Consider the following 15,498-nt stretch of genomic DNA (forward strand, 5'->3'; position numbering starts at 1 on the left):
GCAGGGGGGAAATTGCATCCGGCACGCTCGCCTAATCTGACTAAGCTGGTAGTGGCATGCCCTGCAAAGGGCTGATCCCGGAGAGTTTATGCGCGTAGTCCTGGGCGCTTTATGGATGATAACCACACTGAGCCTGGCGGCACCTGCACCGCTGCGCTTCTCGATTTCCGACAGTTGGGCCATGCCCTTGGTGCAGATCGAGGACGACCAGCCGACCCAGGGCATTTTGTATGACCTGATGTTGAGCCTGGCGACCCAGGTCGGCCATCCAGCGCAGTTCCAGGTCCTGGCCCGGGCCCGCATCGCCCCGGCCATGGAGCGCGGTGAGATCGATGTGCGCTGCTACGTCGCACAAGCGTGGCTCAATGACCTGTCAGGCGATCATGTGTGGAGCATCCCCTTGCTGGTGCAGCGCAATGTGCTGGTCAGTGCCCATATTCCCCCGTTGTCGGTACGCGTGCCCAAGTTGGCGGCGCAGAATATCGGCACGGTGCTCAATTACAGCTACCCGACCCTTGAACCGCTATTCGCCAAAGGCCAACTCAAACGCGACGACGCCCGCAGCGAAGAGCAGGTGCTGCAAAAACTGGTAGCCGGACGCTTCAAGTACGCGGTCACCAATGAATGGACCCTGGAGCGTTTCAATCAACAGTTGCCGGTGGGTCGCAGGTTACACGTGGTGGCAGTGGTCGAAGAGCAAAGCCTGGGCTGCTTCGTGCGCAACGACCCAGCCCTGCCCGTCCAACGAATTTTGCGTACGCTGCTGCGCATGAAGATGTCAGGAGAGATTGACGCAATCATCAAGCTCTATACCGGCGACCGCGGACGTCAGCTTCCCTCTTCGCCGGCGCCATAGTTGAGCAAATCAAACCCGGCGGCCCAGGCCGGAACCTCGTCAGCCGGCATGGGCTGGGCGAAATAATAACCCTGGGCCACTTCACAGCCCATGCGCAGCAGCAGTTGGCCATGCTCCAGGGTTTCCAGGCCCTCGGCGATCACTTCGCGGCCAAACGCCCGGGCCAGGCCGATCACCGCCTGAGTCAGGGCCAAATCGTCCTTGTCATGCAGGATGTCGCGCACAAACGACTTGTCGATCTTGATGGTCTGGGTCGGCAGGCGCTTGAGGTAGCTGAGGGAGGAATAGCCGGTGCCGAAATCATCCAGGGAAAACCGCACCCCCAGCGCCTGGCATGCTGCAAGGTGCTCGGTGACTCGCTCGATATGGTCGATGGCCACCGACTCGGCAATCTCCAGGTCGAGCATGTGCGGTGCAACCTCGGGGTGCTGCGCCAACAGTTGTTGCAGGCGCTCGACAAAATCCGCGCGCTGGAAATGCCGGGCCGCGATATTCACACTGACCGGCCAGCAATGCCCAGCCTCTTGCCACTCACGCATCTGCGCCAGTACCTGGTCCATCACCCATTCGCCGACATCGACGATCAGGTCAGTCTGCTCGATCAAGGACAGGAAATCCTTGGGCGACACCAGCCCACGTATCGGATGCTGCCAGCGCAGCAGTGCCTCAAACCCCACGACCTGACCATGGCGCAGGTTGATCTTTGGATGAAAGTGCAGGCACAACTCCCCCGCCGCCAGGGCCTGGCGAATCTGCTGCACGGTCTGGTGGGTGGCCTTGACCTCCTGCTCCAGTGACACGTCAAACAGTTGATAGCGGTTGCGACCACTCTGCTTGGCCACATACATCGCCTGGTCGGCATGGCGCAGCAAGGTGTCGGCGTCCTCGTCATCCAGCGGAAACAAGGTCACGCCAATGCTGGCAAACACGTTGATCTGCGCGCCGAGGATCGAATAAGGCTCGGAAATCGCCGAGAGGATGCGCCGCAGCGCGCGATTCAGTTCATCTGTATCGCGCACATAGCGCAGGATCAGCACGAACTCATCACCCGCCAGCCTGGCGACCACATCTTCGCCACGGATGATGTCACGCAGGCGGCTGGCCACCTCCACCAGCAACAGGTCGCCAGAGGCATGGCCATAGCCGTCGTTGACCGCCTTGAAGCCATCCAGGTCGAGCATGCACACCGCCAGGGGGATGTGCTCGCTGCGGGAAAACTCCAGGGACTGCACCAGCAACTCCGACAGGTAAGCCCGGTTCGGCAGCCCGGTCAGCACATCGTGACCGACCCGCCATTGCAAGGTTTGCAGCAGTTGGCGCTTTTCGCTGACATCAAAACGGATCGACACGTACTTCTGCACCTGCTTGGTACGCTCATCGACCAACGGCACCATGGTGCTGTCGACCCAATACAGCGATCCATCCTTGGCGCGGTTACAGATTTCCCCACGCCAGACCTTGCCCTCGGTGAGCGTGCGCCACATGCCCTGGAAAAACCCGGCAGGGTGCAACCCGGAACTGAGGATCCGGTGGTTGCGCCCCAGCAACTCGTCGCGGCTGTAGCCGGACATGCCGCAAAATTGGTCGTTGACGTAGGTAATGCGGCCGGTGAGGTCTGTCTCGGAGAAAATGGCGGCGGCATCCACGGCCCTGCGGTATTTCTCATCCATGAATGAGGCTCTAGGTGGCTAGCGGTTGAACCGCTCGACCAGGGCACGCAACCCGGAAGAGATGCTTTCAAGTTCCCGGCCCCGGATGACTGCAGCGTTGGCATTGCCCGCTGTCTTTTGCACCGTGGCCGCGACGTTATTGATCTGTTGTGAAACATCCTCTGCGACGTGGGATTGTTCCTGTGAGGCAGCCGCCATTTGCTGACTCATGCCGGTAATGCGCTCCACTGCCTGGCGAATGCCCAGCAGTGCCTGTTGCGCTTGCAATACCTGTTGCACGCCCTGCTCGGCTTCGCGAATGCCGGTGCTGGCGATTTCAACAGCCTCGTCGGCGCCGGCGCGCAAGTTCTGGATGATGCCCTGGATCTGTTCGGTCGACTCCCGGGTCTTGCCCGCCAGCGCCCGCACTTCATCGGCCACCACGGCAAAACCACGCCCTTGCTCGCCCGCCCGCGCCGCTTCGATGGCGGCATTCAAGGCCAGCAGATTGGTCTGGTCGGCGATGGCCTGGATCATGCTCGCGGCTACGCGGATTTCCTGGGTCTGGCCGGCCAGATGGCCAACGGCCTGGTTGATCTGGGTGACGGTGGCCGCCAGCAGTTGAATCGCTTCGCGTGTGGTGCCGACCACTTGGCTGCCGTGTCCAGCCAGGTCATTGGCGGTACGGGCTTCGCTGGCGGTCTGTTGGACGTGCACCGCCACTTCGGCGATGGATGCGGCCATTTCGGTCATGGCGGCGGCCGTCATATCGGTTTCGGCGCGCTGTTCCAGCAGCGCCGACTCGGTAGTCGCCGACAGTGCACTGGAGTCGGTCGCCGCCCCAGCCATCTGCGTGGCCAGGTCACTGAGGCGCGTGAGGGCGGTTTTCAAGCGCGCTTCTTCGCTGATCAGGATCATCTCCAACTGCGCAGCCGGCCCCAGCGCATCGCTGTAGGTCATGGCGCTGATCGGGTCGGAAAAGGTATTGGGCGTGTGCTCGACAATCTGCTTGAGTTGCTGCCCAAGACGCAGGTGCGCCCAGGCACCCACCCCGAGTAACAGCAGCGCGGTCGATGCCTGCGCCCACCCCGTGGGCAGCCATTGCACCGCCCCACTCGCGGCCACCGCCGCCAGGGCGGGCACTGCCAGCGCCTGGCTGACCGCACCAAGGCGTTGCAGCGGCGCAACCGCCGAACGCCCGGCACGCAAGCGTGCGTAGAGCGCTTCGGCTCGCCGGACCTGCTCGCGCGTCGGTTTGACCCGTACCGATTCGTAGCCCACCAAGCGGCCCCCTTCGAGGATCGGCGTCACATAGGCGCTGACCCAATAGAAGTTGCCATTCTTGCAGCGATTCTTGACCACGCCCATCCAGCTGTGGCCGGCCTTGAGGTAGCGCCACATCAGTTCAAAAACCGCTGGCGGCATGTCCGGATGACGCACCAGGTTGTGGGTACTGCCGATCAGCTCGGCCTGGGTAAAGCCGCTCATCGCAGCAAACTCGGCGTTGCAGTAGGTAATATGACTGTTGATGTCAGTCGCGGAAATCAGCCGTTGCTGCTCCCCGAAAGTCTGTTCAACAGTGGTGACCGGCAAGTTGACGCGCACTTTGAAACTCCATGGACAGCATTCGATCTACCCGGCCGGGACCGGATAGGTCCCGTAGATAGAGAGGTATTTCCAGACGGGTAAACCGTCAATCGGCTGGCTGGCGCCATTTGGCAGCCAAACCAGGTTTTACCCAGCACTTGACCTTCGGTTCGACGAAGATCAACTAGGCTTTAATTCGAGCGTCTGGTGTGAAAGGCGGGGGCTGCACGGGCACGCAAGAGCAAGCCTGGCGCTGCGGCCAAGCAACTGTTTTGCAGCCACCTTTATGAAAGTGAGGAGAAAGCAATGATTTCCTGTTTCATAAAGCTGCCCTGTGAAACGACACCGCCAAATACTTGTCCTAAACGCCGATTCTACGAATTACATCACATTTTGCAAGAAAAGGTGATGGTGCGTGCCGTTGTCTAATGCCAATATTTATCGTTAAGTTCTTGATTCTAAATGGGAATTGAGCGATGCAAATTTCAAGTTTGGGTCCAGCCATCAGACGCTACCGAAAGGTAGCGGGGCTTACTCAGGCTGAACTAGGTGAGAAAACCGGTTTTGACCCTAAAACCATCAGCCGCTTCGAAACCGGCACCTATACACCCAGCGTTGACGCTCTGTTCTTGTTTGCGGAGGCTCTGGGAGTGAAGCTGAAAGTCTTTTTTGCCGATCTGGGCGATGAAGACGAACAGCGCGCTTATCTGTTCGGTGTCATTCATAAAGCCACCCCGAAGGATCTGGGAAAGCTGATAGCGGCGGTAGACCAGGCCTTGTCCAAGCCTTAGAGCTCGTACGACATAACAAGAGCAGGCCGCTGATGCAGCCTGCCCTCAGCCTCCAGACATGATCCGACCGGACAGCCCCTCTTTTGGCAGGCGCTGGGCCACGCCTTTTGCCAGCATGCTCGCGCGCCCCAGGCGGATTCGATATCCTTTCGCAGAATCATTTCAAAATGTAAGGGACTACCATGAACTACTTCCGCCTGCTGCTGGCGGCTGCCGCACTAAGCCTGCCTGCCGCGCCAGCCTATGCCACCACAGCCCCGGCACCGGTCGAAACCAGCGCGCCCGCCGAAACCGCCGAGCACTTCCTCGCCTCCCTCAAGCAACAAACCGGCACCGTCACCCTGCCCGGCGGCATTGCCACGCTCAAGCTCAACGACGAGTTCTATTACCTTGACCCCAAGGACACCGAACGCCTGCTCACCGACGGCTGGGGCAACCCGCCGGGCTTCAACACCCTGGGCATGATCGTGCCCAAGGCCGTCAGCCCGCTGTCGGAACGCGGCTGGGGCGTGATCGTCAGCTACAAGGACGACGGGCATATTGCCGACGAAGACGCAGCAAAAATCGACTACGCCGAACTGCTCAAGCAAATGCAGGAGGACGACGCCGAGGACAACAAGGAACGCCAGAAACAGGGCTACGCCGGCCTGCACCTGCTGGGCTGGGCCGAACCGCCGCACTACGACCAGCAGTCCCACAAGATGTACTGGGCCCGCGAACTGAAAGCCGACGACGCCGAGCAGAACACGCTCAACTACAGCATCCGCGTGCTCGGCCGCGAGGGTGTGCTGGAACTCAACGCCGTCGCCGCCATGGCCGACCTGCCCACCATCAAACAGGAACTGCCCAAGGTCCTGGCCTTCACCAACTTCACCGACGGCAACCTCTACACCGACTACAGCCCGGGCACCGACAAACTGGCCTCGTACGGCCTGGCCGCGCTGGTCGCCGGCGGGATTGCCGGCAAGGCCGGACTGTTTGCCAAGATCGGCATCTTCCTGCTGGCAGCGAAGAAGTTTCTGGTGATTGGCGTGGTGGCGTTGCTGGCAGGCGCGCGCAAGTTCTTCAATCGCAACAAGGACTGATTGCCAGACACGAAAACGCCGCAGGAAATCGCGGCGTACAGACAACTTGGCCCCGTGCGCAATCAGGCATGGGCAAGTGAAAAGTTCTGATGAGTCAGGGATAAAGCAGGAGGGTTGTTGCGAAGGAGAGCGTTATGGAGGCAACCCCACCAGCCACACCCCGGCACACAATGTTCCCGCTGTGGCTGCTGCCTTCCGGCTCTGACCAGGTTCACGGGTAATCGTTGCGGGGGGACCGATGGGGTCACCATAACGACGCTGGCCTCTCGGCAAGCGGGGCCATTGTACCGATCTCATCGGAAGTTACAACCGTTGGTGCAGGATTAAAAATCTTATGAGGTTCAAGTACTTGCCCACTGGTTTCGCAGAGGCCCTGTAGGAGCGAGCTTGCTCGCGAAGAATCCGGATGCTCCACATTCATCCAGAATGTCCGCGTTATCGTTAACGATCTTCGCGAGCAAGCTCGCGCCTACAGATGAACGGCTTCGTCGGCCCGACCGCCCTCTTCTTGAATCACCAGGTGAATGAAATGCAGCTTGGCGATCACCGCCGGCGGCAGCACGAACGGATAGAAATCCGGCTGCCCCATGCTGCGGGACAGTTCGTTGAGCATGCCGGCCAGTTCGATCCAGGCGTTGACGAATGACAGGAACGCCGCGCCGCCTGGGTGTTCCGGGTCGTAAAGGGTCGCAAGGGGAAACGACTGGTAGTCCAGGTCCATCTCCCTTGCGCTCATGCCAAAGCCCAAGGCGGTGTCGACGGCGTCCATCATGTGCAGGTAGTGAGCCCAGGTTTCCGCCCAGTCCTCCCAGGGGTGCATGGTGGCGTAGGCGCTGACGCAGCTTTGCTGCCAGTCCGGTCGCGGGCCGTTCTGGTAGTGCTGGTCAAGTGCGTCGGCGTAGCTGGCGCGCTCATCGCCGAACAGGTTGCGAAAGGGCTCTAGCCAGTGGCTGCCGGCGATCAGGCGATCCCAGTAATAGTGGCCGACCTCATGCCGAAAATGGCCAAGCAAGGTGCGGTACGGTTCGCGCATCTGCACGCGAATTTTCTCACGGTGCTCGTCGTCAGCCTCCTTGATATCCAGGGTGATCAGGCCATTGGCATGGCCGGTGGTGGGGGCCTTGCCTTCCAGGTCGATGCCCACGAAGTCAAACGCCAGGCCGCTGTCCTCATCAACCGTCTTGGGGATGACCTGCAACCCCAGGCTGATCAATTGCGCCACCAGCCGGCGCTTGGCGGTTTCGACCTTGCGCCAGCGCTCTGGGTTTTTCGGGATCGACAGGTCGGGAATGGTGCGATTGAGGCTACACGCCACACACAACTGCGCGGTGCTCTGGGCCGGAATCAGCCAGTTGCAGGCGGCCGCGGTGTCGAGGTTGGCGCAACGGCGGAAGGCGCCCGCCTGCAGGTTATCGTCCTGCAACCAGGTATCGACCACGGGGCCCGGCTGTAGGGACGATAGGCGGCTGTGCTCAGGCTGATAGCCCAACAGCGCCGAGCAGGTCAGGCACTGGCTGTTGCGAAAGAACAGCGACTGCCCGCAACGGCATTGCCAGACCTTACTGTTGCGCGAAGTCCCGGCCATGTGCGGCGCAGCAATGCGCGAACTGAGTTGCTCGAAGTAGCGGAACATGGCGATCTTTCCCTAGGGCGTGCCCAAGACTAGATCATTTCCCACGCAAGATCGTTCAAAGTGAATGCCCTGCAGGAGCGAGCTTGCTCGCGAAGAACCTGAGACCGCCACGGGGAACCAGATACCCCGCGTTATCGTTGAGGTTTTTCGCGAGCAAGCTCGCTCCTACAGGATCGGGTCGGTATCAGACCGTGATGTGGTGCTTGGCCAGGAAGGCGACGAACGCCTCCTCGTCCAAGACCTTCACCCCCAGCTCGCTGGCCTTGGCCAGTTTCGACCCGGCGCCCGGCCCTGCGACCACACAATGGGTTTTCGCCGATACCGAGCCCGCCACCTTGGCGCCCAGGCTTTCGAGCTTTTCCTTGGCCACGTCGCGGCTCATCAGCTCCAGCGACCCGGTCAAGACCCACGTGCGGCCCGCCTCAGGCAGGCCCTCGACCACCTTCTTCTCGCTCTGCCAGTGCATGCCGAAGTCCTTGAGCTGCTGCTCAATGGCCAGCGCACGACGGGCATTCTCTTCATTATCAAAGAACTCACGCACGGACTTGGCCTGCTTCTCCGGCAAAGCCTGGCGCATGTCCAGCCAGTCAGCCTTTATCACGCCCTCCAGGGAGCCGAACTTGTCTGCCAGCTTCTGCGCAGCCCCCGGCCCCACGGAAGGTACGTGCAACTTGTCGAGCAAGCCGCCCAGGGTGGTACTGGCGGCAAACTCGGCACTGAGTTCGCCCTGGTCCTGCAAGACCAGCGCACATTCATCCGGCGACAGCAGAGCGCCAATCACCTGCCGGTTGTGGCTGTCTTCAAAGAAGCTGTGGATCTCGTGAGCCACTTCCAGGCCAACATCCGGCAAGTACGTCAACACTTCCGGCAGCGCCTGCTGGACACGCTCAAGAGAGGCCAGGGAGCGCGCCAGCACCTTGGCGGTTTCCTCGCCCACATCGGGAATGCCCAGGGCGTAGATGAAACGCGCCAGGGTCGGGGTCTTGCTGTTTTCGATGGCGGCGATCAGTTTCTTGCTGGAAACATCGGCAAAGCCTTCCAGGTCGATGATCTGCTCGTACTTGAGTTTGTAGAGGTCGGCCGGCGAGCCAATGAGCTTTTCATCGACCAACTGCTCGATGGTCTTGTCACCCAGGCCGTCGATGTCCATGGCCCGGCGCGAAACGAAATGGATAATCGCCTGCTTGAGCTGCGCACCACAGGCCAGGCGCCCGACGCAGCGATACACCGCGCCTTCGCTGACGGTTTCCTTGCCCTTGCTGCGCTTGACCAGTTGCGTGCGCTCCACGTGGGAGCCACACACCGGGCAGCTCTGCGGGATCTGCACGGCGCGGGCATTTTCCGGGCGACGCTCGACAACCACCGACACGACCTGTGGGATCACATCACCGGCACGGCGGATGATCACCGTGTCGCCAATCATCAAGCCCAGGCGCGCCACTTCGTCCATGTTGTGCAACGTCGCATTGGACACGGTGACGCCCGCGACCTTGACCGGCTTCAAGCGCGCCACTGGCGTCACGGCGCCGGTGCGACCGACCTGGAATTCAACGTCCAGCAACTCGGTCAGCTCCTCCATCGCCGGGAATTTATGGGCGATGGCCCAACGCGGCTCGCGGGCGCGAAAGCCCAGTTCACGCTGGTAGGCGATGCTGTTGACCTTGAACACCACACCGTCGATTTCATACGGCAGGCTGTTACGCCGCTCACCGATATCGCGGTAGTACTCCAGGCAATCCTCAATGCCCTTGGCCAGCTTCAGCTCGTGACTGATGGGCATGCCCCACTTCTGCAACTGCTGCAGGTTACCGATATGGGTGTCGCTGATATCCGTCGTCACGCCGTAGCAGCAGAACTCCAGCGGGCGGCTGGCGGTGATCTTCGAGTCGAGTTGGCGCAGGCTCCCGGCGGCTGCGTTGCGTGGGTTGGCGAACGTCTTGCCGCCGACTTCCAACTGCGTGGCATTCAAACGCTCAAAACCAGCCTTGGACATAAACACTTCGCCGCGCACTTCCAGGGTCGCCGGCCAGCCACTGCCTTGCAGCTTCAACGGAATATTACGCACGGTGCGCACATTGACGCTGATGTCTTCTCCCGTGGTGCCATCGCCGCGGGTCGCGCCACGTACCAGCTCGCCGTCCTGATACAGCAGGCTGACCGCCAGGCCATCGAGCTTGGGCTCACAGCTGTATTCCACCGCCGCGCCACCACCAAACAGATCGCCCACTGGCAGGTCGAGGCCCTCGGTGACCCGGCGATCGAATTCCAGCATGGTGGCTTCATCAAAGGCGTTGCCCAGGCTGAGCATCGGGATCTCGTGGCGCACCTGGGTAAAGGCCGACAACGCCGCGCTGCCGACCCGCTGCGTGGGCGAATCACGGGTAACCAGGTCCGGGTGCTCGGCCTCAAGGGCCTTGAGTTCGTGGAACAACCGATCGTACTCGGCGTCCGGGATGCTCGGCTCGTCGAGTACGTGATAGCGGTAGTTGTGCTGATCCAGTTCAGCGCGCAGTTCGAGGATGCGGGTGTGGGCGGCGGTCATGGGTGTTCTCTCATAAAGCAAAAGAGCAGCCGAAGCTGCTCAATATGTAGTGCACGGATTCTACAGGCAACGCTTAGGATTGAACCTTAGCGCTTCTGTGTCAGGGCGCGACGCTCGAACTCGACGATACGCTGACGGTAATGTTCGATGGTCTGGGCGGTCAGCACGCTGCGCTGGTCGTCCTTGAGCTCGCCGTTGAGTTCCTGGGACAGCTTGCGGGCTGCGGCCACCATGACGTCGAACGCCTGTTTCGGATGACGCGGGCCTGGCAGACCGAGGAAGAAACTCACCGCCGGGGTGCTGAACAGGTCGATATCGTCCAGGTCGAACGTGCCCGGCTTGACCGCATTGGCCATGGAGAACAGTACTTCACCGTTACCGGCCATGCTTTCGTGGCGGTGGAAAATATCCATCTCGCCAAAACGCAGGCCGCTTTCCAGGATGTTCTGCAACAGGGCCGGGCCCTTGAAACCAGCCGCGTCGCGGCAGATCACACTGATCACCAGCACTTCTTCGGCCGCCGGCTGATCCTTGGCGGACTCACGCGATGCGCCCTTGGCCGGGGCTTCATCCGGGAAGTCACCATCACGGCTGCTGAAGCTCGGGCCATCATCCACGTCGAGGTTCAGGTCACCCTGATGCGGCTCGGCGACAGCGGCACTGCCACGCTTGCCGCGCTTGGAGGACGGCTCGCGGGCTTCACGCACCGGCGCGCTCATCGACGGCAAGTCGTGCTCGTCCAGCTGCGGTTCTTTATGGGTATCCAGGACACGGGGCGGCCCCAGCAGCTCGGCGGCACCGTCATCGTCGGGCAAATTGGACAGGTTGCGGTCCAGGCGAAATTTCAGCTTGCCCTTGCCGCCGCGCATACGGCGCCAGCCATCAAAAAGAATACCGGCAATTACAATAATGCCGATGACGATCAGCCACTCGCGCAGACCGATTTCCATGTAATCCCTTGCCTCTATAAAAAATGCTGAAAAATAAGGGGTTTAGCACCGTGCAAACCGCTTTAAAACGTGGCGCCAACTCTATGTTCTGACTGACGTTTTGCCCACGCATACGAAAAATTGACATTAAACTAGCACGACCAAAGATAACTTTACACAGTTGGCGCAAAATGTGTCGGCTGGCGCAGGAATCAGGCTACAAACCATAAGCCCCAAACTGACGCCCTTGGCGCTGGAAGCCAGCAACTTGCCGCTAACTTTCCACCATTGCCATTGCCTCTTCAACATCCACCGCCACCAGTCGCGAACAACCCGGCTCATGCATGGTCACCCCCATCAATTGATCCGCCATTTCCATGGCGATCTTGTTGTGGGTGATATAGATGAACTGCACCGTCTGGGACATCTCTTTAACCAGGCGGGCATACCGTCCAACGTTAGCGTCATCCAGCGGCGCGTCAACTTCGTCGAGCATGCAGAACGGCGCCGGGTTCAACTTGAAGATCGCAAATACCAGCGCCAGTGCAGTCAGGGCCTTCTCGCCACCGGACAACAAATGGATGGTGCTGTTCTTCTTGCCCGGAGGCCGCGCCATGATCGTTACCCCTGTATCGAGTAGATCTTCGCCCGTCAGTTCCAAGTAAGCGCTGCCACCACCGAAAACTTTCGGGAATAACGCCTGTAAACCGCCATTAATCTGATCAAAGGTATCTTTGAAACGATTGCGGGTTTCCTTGTCGATCTTGCGAATGACGTTTTCCAACGTGTCCAGAGCTTCCACCAGATCGGCGTTCTGGGCATCCAGATAACGTTTACGCTCGGACTGCTGCTGATATTCATCGATGGCCGCGAGGTTGATCGCCCCCAGACGTTGAATACGCGCAGCAATGCGCTCAAGTTCTTCTTCAGCCTCTTTTTCATTGGCCTGGGCGGTCAGCGTATTGAGTACGCCGTGCAGGTCGTAGCCATCTTCCAGCAACTGCTCTTGCAGGGTTTTGCGGCGCACCGTCAGTGCCTGCCATTCCATGCGCTGCTGTTCGAGCTGGCCGCGGATCAATTGCGATTGCTGCTCGGCCTGGGTCCGGCGCTTTTCTGCATCACGCAGTTCGCGGTCAGCATCTTCCAGGGCGATTTGCGCGGTCTTGAGTTCTTCGTCAACGCTCATGCGCTTGTCGAGCAATTCTTCAAGCTTGAGCCGCAACTCTTCCAGCGGCGCCTCGCCCTCCTCCAGGTTGAGGCTCAACTGCTCGCGTTTTTCCGTCAGGCGCTCGGATTGCATTTCAAGGCGCTCAAGGGCCTGGCGCGTGGAATCGTGCTGGGCCCGCAACGAGCCGAGGCGCACGGCCAACTGATGGGCGTGATCCTTGTGCTGGCGCGCTTCCTGGCGCACCCGGTCGAGTCGTTCGCGCAGGCTGTCACGCTGGGCCAGCAGCAGTTCACGCTGCTCGGTGTCCAGCGCCATGCTGTCGAGGGCGCCCTGCAATTGCAGGCGCGCTTCGCCGACTTGTTCGTGTTCGAGGGCACGCTGTTCGCCCATCTCGGCCACTTCTTCATCGAGACGGGTACGGCGCAGGGTCAATTGTTCGGCCTTGGCCTTGCTCGCCGAGAGCTGGGCTTTCAATTCGCCCTGCTGGCGCGCTTCGTCCTGCAGCAGGCGGCGCAAGTGTTCGCGGCCGGTCTCTTGCTGGCGTTGGGTAGCGCGCAGGGTTTGCAGTTGGGTTTCCAGGGACTCCAGAGTGGCCTCGCGCTCTTCACGCTCGGCCCCCAGGTTGACGATTTCCTGGCCTCGGGCCAATACGCCACTTTCAGCCTCACTGGCGCGGCGCACCCGTAAAAAGTGCCGGCCAACCCAATAGCCGTCGCGGCTGATCAGGCTTTCGCCAGAGGCCAATTGGCCACGCAATGCCAGGGCCTCCTCCAGGGAATCCACCGGTTTGACCTGGCCCAGCCACGGCGACAGGTCAATCTGCGCCTCGACTTTATCCAGCAGGCTGCCCGGTACGCGGGTGCCATCAGCCGACGGACTGAGCAGGCGCAAATCGCCCTGGGCAAAGCCGGCCAGATCAAACCCGGCGAAATCGTCCACCAGTACCGCCTGCAGATCGGCACCGAGCACGGTCTCCACCGCCAGCTCCCAGCCCGCTTCAACCTTCAAGCCCTCGGCCAGGCGCGGGCGTTCGGCCAGGTGCTGGTCGCGCAGCCATTCGGCGGTGCCGGTGCCCGGGTCCAGGGCCGCCTGCTGCAAGGCTTCAAGGGATGCCAAACGACCGTTGAGCCGCTGCAAATCACCTTGGGCCTGCTGCTGCGCCTGGGTTGCCTGGTGCAGCTCCTGGCGTAATTGCTCCAGGCGCTCCACTTGTTGTTCTTCGCTGGCCTCCAGCTCTTCCAGGGTCATTTCGCTTTCAGCCAACTGCTCGCTCAACGCCATGATCGCCGCATCTTCCGGGGCTGCGGCGAGCAACGCGCGCTCCTCCAGGACCCGGCGCTGGCGCTCGGCCAGGCGCTCCATGCTGGTTTCCAGTTGCTGGATGCGCGATTGCTGCACCTCAGCCTGGCGACGCGGTTCGGCGGAGCGCAGGTTGAAAGCGTCCCACTGCTCCTGCCAGCCGTGCATGGTGGTTTCGGATTCTTCCAGGGCGGCGGCGGCTTCTTCAGCAGCAGCGCTGGTGATTTCCTGCTCGGGGGTGAGCATGTCCAACTCCTCCCCAAGGGTCAGCAGCAAGGTGCGGTCATGCCCCAGGTGGGATTCGGTTTCCAGGCGCGCCCGTTCCGCTTCCTTCAAGTCATCCTGCAACTGGCGCAAACGCTGCTGGCCGTGCTGGATGCTCTGCTCGACCCGCGCAATGTCACCGCCCACCGAATAGAAGCGTCCCTGCACCAGGTTGAAGCGCTCGGACAGGTCATGGTGACCGTCGCGCAGGCGCTCGATGCTCGCATCGGCATTGCGCTGCTCGGCCACCAGGGCCTCGAAGCTGATTTCCTGGGTGCCGATGATCGCTTCGCGCTGGCCCACCTGGTCATTCAAGGCCTGCCAGCGCAGCGCCGAAAGCTGCGCCTTGAGCTGGCGTTCTTCGCCTTTGTATTCCTGGTATTTTTCGGCGGCCTGGGCCTGGCGGTGCAAGCGCTCCAACTGGCGCTCCAGCTCTTCACGCAGGTCGGTCAGGCGTGCCAGGTTCTCGTGGGTGCGGCGGATGCGGTTTTCAGTCTCGCGACGGCGCTCCTTGTACTTGGAGATGCCGGCCGCTTCCTCGATAAAGTTGCGCAAGTCCTCAGGCTTGGCTTCGATCAGCTTGGAGATCATGCCCTGCTCGATGATCGAGTAGCTGCGCGGGCCCAGGCCGGTGCCGAGGAAGATGTCGGTAATGTCCCGGCGGCGGCACTTGGTGCCGTTGAGGAAGTAACTGTTCTGGCTGTCGCGCGTCACTTTGCGGCGGATGGAAATTTCCGCATACGCCGCATACTCGCCAATCAGCGTGCCGTCGGAGTTGTCGAACACCAGTTCGATGCTGGCCTGGCTTACCGGCTTGCGGCTGGTGGAGCCGTTGAAGATGACGTCGGTCATCGACTCGCCACGCAGGTTCTTTGCCGAGCTCTCGCCCATCACCCAACGGACGGCGTCGATGATGTTCGACTTGCCGCAACCATTAGGCCCGACCACTGCCGCCATATTACTGGGGAAGTTCACCGTGGTCGGGTCGACGAAGGATTTGAACCCCGCCAGTTTGATGCACTTGAGACGCACGCTTAGGCGTCCGCCAGGGCTGCGATGACCAACGTGGCACTGCGCTGGCAGTAAGCCGAGAGCACCTTTCGGATCTGCGGCAGGTCACGGGCAAGAACGGCGGCGAGCAGTTGCTCGAACAGCGCCAGGTACTCGCTCATGGACGCCTTGCGCTGATCCAGGGCCAGGTAATAGGCACGGTTCATCGCCGGCTGCAGGTTCTCGACTGTTTCCTGCAAGTACGGGTTATTGGCGAAAGGGTACGCGGCGCGCATCACGTTGAAGCACTCTTCGACAAAGGCACGGATGTCCTGGCGTTCGAAGTTGCTCACCAGGCGTTGCTGGATCTGTATGAACGGCGCCATGTCGGCCTGGGTCTGCCAACCGTCGGCAACCGCATTGCCCAGCAGGATGTACAGCTCGCTCATCAGTGTGCACAGGCTCTGCACCTTGTGCGCGGTGAGTTCGGTGACGTGGGCTCCACGGCGCGGCAGGATGGCAATCAAATGCCGCCGCTCAAGGATCAGCAAGGCTTCGCGCACGGAGCCACGGCTGACATTGAGTGCCAGCGTGACTTTCTGCTCCTGGATCCGCTCCCCAGGCTTAAGGTCGCCGCGGATAATGCGTTCGGCGAGGTGGTGAGCGATTTGCTCGGCGAGACTGTCCGGCGCCTTGAACGTCATG

Annotated in this window: 10 protein-coding genes, 1 other RNA gene and 1 pseudogene; 3 read left to right on the top strand and 9 right to left on the bottom strand. The window is 61.0% G+C overall.

The features are described 5' to 3' along the window. Positions 1–88 precede the first annotated feature (88 nt). Complete coding sequence (locus tag H097_RS25635) at positions 89–856, top strand: transporter substrate-binding domain-containing protein (protein WP_032863353.1); 768 nt, start codon at positions 89–91, stop codon at positions 854–856. Here H097_RS25635 and H097_RS25640 read toward each other — a convergent pair. Together H097_RS25640 and H097_RS25645 are read right to left on the bottom strand one after the other, a co-directional pair. Next, on the bottom strand, positions 829–2,526 hold the full coding sequence (locus H097_RS25640; RefSeq protein WP_050593448.1) for an EAL domain-containing protein: 1,698 nt from the start codon (positions 2,524–2,526) through the stop codon (positions 829–831). The two genes, H097_RS25635 and H097_RS25640, sit on opposite strands and share 28 nt — an antisense overlap. Before the next feature lie 18 nt (positions 2,527–2,544). Further along, positions 2,545–4,110, bottom strand: a complete 1,566-nt coding sequence (locus H097_RS25645; RefSeq protein WP_032863354.1) for a PAS domain-containing methyl-accepting chemotaxis protein — start codon at positions 4,108–4,110, stop codon at positions 2,545–2,547. A gap of 458 nt (positions 4,111–4,568) precedes the next feature. Between H097_RS25645 and H097_RS25650 the strand changes: the two genes are divergently transcribed. Then, entirely contained in the window at positions 4,569–4,883 is a 315-nt protein-coding gene (locus H097_RS25650; RefSeq protein WP_032863355.1) for a helix-turn-helix transcriptional regulator, read from the top strand. Positions 4,884–5,065: 182 nt separating this feature from the next. Further along, on the top strand, positions 5,066–5,968 hold the full coding sequence (locus H097_RS25655) for a DUF2167 domain-containing protein (protein ID WP_032863356.1): 903 nt from the start codon (positions 5,066–5,068) through the stop codon (positions 5,966–5,968). Between the two features lie 144 nt (positions 5,969–6,112). Here the strand turns inward: H097_RS25655 and ffs are convergent. From ffs to H097_RS25680, 7 genes and pseudogenes are all read right to left on the bottom strand, one after another. Further along, positions 6,113–6,209: signal recognition particle sRNA small type (gene ffs, locus H097_RS28060), an RNA gene on the bottom strand. A 228-nt stretch (positions 6,210–6,437) separates the two neighbouring features. Beyond that, on the bottom strand, positions 6,438–7,601 hold the full coding sequence (locus H097_RS25660; protein ID WP_032863357.1) for a putative zinc-binding metallopeptidase: 1,164 nt from the start codon (positions 7,599–7,601) through the stop codon (positions 6,438–6,440). A gap of 73 nt (positions 7,602–7,674) precedes the next feature. Next, positions 7,675–7,758 (bottom strand): annotated as a pseudogene (locus tag H097_RS29135) (outer membrane lipoprotein carrier protein LolA); the annotation flags it as partial. Between the two features lie 27 nt (positions 7,759–7,785). Then, the gene (gene ligA, locus H097_RS25665; protein WP_032863358.1) at positions 7,786–10,143 is read right to left on the bottom strand and encodes an NAD-dependent DNA ligase LigA; all 2,358 of its coding nucleotides are present in this window, start codon (positions 10,141–10,143) and stop codon (positions 7,786–7,788) included. Between the two features lie 86 nt (positions 10,144–10,229). Further along, positions 10,230–11,093, bottom strand: a complete 864-nt coding sequence (gene zipA, locus H097_RS25670; RefSeq protein WP_032863359.1) for a cell division protein ZipA — start codon at positions 11,091–11,093, stop codon at positions 10,230–10,232. A gap of 253 nt (positions 11,094–11,346) precedes the next feature. Further along, positions 11,347–14,835: a chromosome segregation protein SMC gene (gene smc, locus H097_RS25675; protein ID WP_032863360.1), complete on the bottom strand. Its 3,489-nt coding sequence runs from the start codon at positions 14,833–14,835 to the stop codon at positions 11,347–11,349. A 2-nt stretch (positions 14,836–14,837) separates the two neighbouring features. Beyond that, positions 14,838–15,497 (bottom strand): GntR family transcriptional regulator, encoded by a 660-nt coding sequence (locus H097_RS25680; protein ID WP_032863361.1) that lies wholly within the window; start codon positions 15,495–15,497, stop codon positions 14,838–14,840. Between the last annotated feature and the right edge of the window lies 1 nt (position 15,498).

Source organism: Pseudomonas sp. FH4 (assembly GCF_000510915.2).
Classification (GTDB): Bacteria; Pseudomonadota; Gammaproteobacteria; order Pseudomonadales; family Pseudomonadaceae; genus Aquipseudomonas; species Aquipseudomonas brenneri.

What these genes read in the sequence shown, in the direction of transcription:
- H097_RS25640 (WP_050593448.1), bottom strand. Translation starts at nt 2,526, where the DNA reads ATGGATGAGAAATACCGCAGGGCCGTGGATGCCGCCGCCATTTTCTCC.
- zipA (WP_032863359.1), bottom strand. Translation starts at nt 11,093, where the DNA reads ATGGAAATCGGTCTGCGCGAGTGGCTGATCGTCATCGGCATTATTGTA.
- H097_RS25650 (WP_032863355.1), top strand. Translation starts at nt 4,569, where the DNA reads ATGCAAATTTCAAGTTTGGGTCCAGCCATCAGACGCTACCGAAAGGTA.
- ligA (WP_032863358.1), bottom strand. Translation starts at nt 10,143, where the DNA reads ATGACCGCCGCCCACACCCGCATCCTCGAACTGCGCGCTGAACTGGAT.
- H097_RS25660 (WP_032863357.1), bottom strand. Translation starts at nt 7,601, where the DNA reads ATGTTCCGCTACTTCGAGCAACTCAGTTCGCGCATTGCTGCGCCGCAC.
- H097_RS25655 (WP_032863356.1), top strand. Translation starts at nt 5,066, where the DNA reads ATGAACTACTTCCGCCTGCTGCTGGCGGCTGCCGCACTAAGCCTGCCT.
- H097_RS25680 (WP_032863361.1), bottom strand. Translation starts at nt 15,497, where the DNA reads ATGACGTTCAAGGCGCCGGACAGTCTCGCCGAGCAAATCGCTCACCAC.
- H097_RS25635 (WP_032863353.1), top strand. Translation starts at nt 89, where the DNA reads ATGCGCGTAGTCCTGGGCGCTTTATGGATGATAACCACACTGAGCCTG.